Origin of the sequence: Prevotella sp. CAG:592 (assembly GCF_000436015.1) — a bacterium.
GTDB lineage: Bacteria > Bacteroidota > Bacteroidia > Bacteroidales > Bacteroidaceae > Prevotella > Prevotella pectinovora.
Window position 1 is genome coordinate 1 of the sequence record NZ_FR892466.1, and the last position, 1530, is coordinate 1530.

Consider the following 1530-nt stretch of genomic DNA (forward strand, 5'->3'; position numbering starts at 1 on the left):
CACGAAATGTGTGAGTAACGGTGTTTGTTCCCTCACGAAATGTGTATGGAATGATGCTTGAATAGTTGCTAAGTACTTGAGACTTAGTATGTTCAGTATGTTTATTGTGGATTAAAAGTATAAGGTATGGAAAGGACGGCAATCAAAGCACTCCAGGAATGGAAGGCAAAGGCATATCGTAAACCTCTTATAGTGGAGGGGGCGCGACAGGTGGGAAAGACCTGGCTCGTGAAGGAGTTTGCACGCCGAAACTACAGGCAGCTGGCTTATGTCAACTTTGAGGAGATGAAGATATTGCGCAATCTCTTTGAACAGGATTTCGATATTCCGAGGATTCTCACGGCTATAGGTGCCGTGACGGGTGTGACGTGCAGTGAGGGCGACACGCTGATTTTCCTCGATGAGATACAGGCTGCTCCGCATGCCGTCACTTCGCTGAAATATTTTGCAGAGAATGCTCCCGGATATCATGTTATCGCTGCCGGATCGCTGCTCGGGATAGAGCCGCATCGCGGAGAGTCGTTCCCCGTGGGAAAAGTGGATTTCCTCACTCTTCATCCGATGAGCTTCGTGGAGTTCGTGATGGCGATGGGAGAGGAGAACCTGTCGGAAGTGCTGATGGCCGGCGACTGGAATATGATGGCGATGCTCTCGCCCAAGTTTCAGGAGCTGCTCAGGTATTATTACTTTGTAGGCGGAATGCCCGAGGCGGTGTTGAGCTTCAGTCGCAACCGGGACTGGAAGGAGGTGAGGGCGCTGCAAACGGCGATACTCAGCAGTTATCAGAGGGATATGTCGAAGCATGCCCCTTCAGAAATTGTGCCGCGCATCGTGGACTTGTGGAAATCGCTTCCGGCACAGTTGAGCAAGGAGAACAGGAAGTTTGTGTATGGAGTAGTGAGAGAGGGGGCAAGGGCGCGTGAATATGAGATAGCCCTGCAGTGGCTTCAGGATGCCGGACTGATATACAAGGTGTGTAACGTGAAGGCTCCCCGGTTGCCGCTTGTGAGTTATGAAGACAGGGCGGCGTTCAAGATTTTCGTGCTCGATGTGGGGCTGCTTGGCGCCATGTCCAGTCTGAAGCCCACTACTATAGTGGCTGGTAACAGTATCTTCACCGAATTCAAGGGAGCGCTGACCGAACAGTATGTGTTCCAGCAGCTCATCCTCAGATATGAACCATATTATTATTCAAAGGCAGCCAGCACACAGGAGATAGACTTTCTGCTTCAGGATGACGAAGATGCCATCGTGCCGCTGGAGGTAAAGGCAGAAACGAACGTCAGGGCAAAAAGCCTGCGCCAGTTCGTTGCCGACAATCAGTCGCCCAAGGCATTCCGCATCTCGATGAACGACTACAAGGAGGAGGAATGGGTCACCAATGTTCCTCTGTATGCCGTGGACGGATTCGTGTTTTAGTGACGGATTTGTCATGATATATATATGAACCGCCTTCCGACATCAGCCCCCACCTGGCCTCCAAACCCATCCTACCCTTCCCAAAGGGAAGGAATAAGTTACTCTGCTTTG

At 51.2% G+C, this 1530-nt stretch carries 1 protein-coding gene; it reads left to right on the forward strand.

Annotated elements, in window-relative coordinates; translation table 11 throughout:
* Window positions 1-126 precede the first annotated feature (126 nt).
* Window positions 127-1419, forward strand: a complete 1293-nt coding sequence (locus QVO99_RS00010) for an ATP-binding protein (protein WP_022315533.1) — start codon at window positions 127-129, stop codon at window positions 1417-1419.
* Window positions 1420-1530 lie beyond the last annotated feature (111 nt).

Excerpts from the sequence above, each read along its gene's own strand:
- QVO99_RS00010 (WP_022315533.1), top strand. The coding sequence starts at position 127 with ATGGAAAGGACGGCAATCAAAGCACTCCAGGAATGGAAGGCAAAGGCA.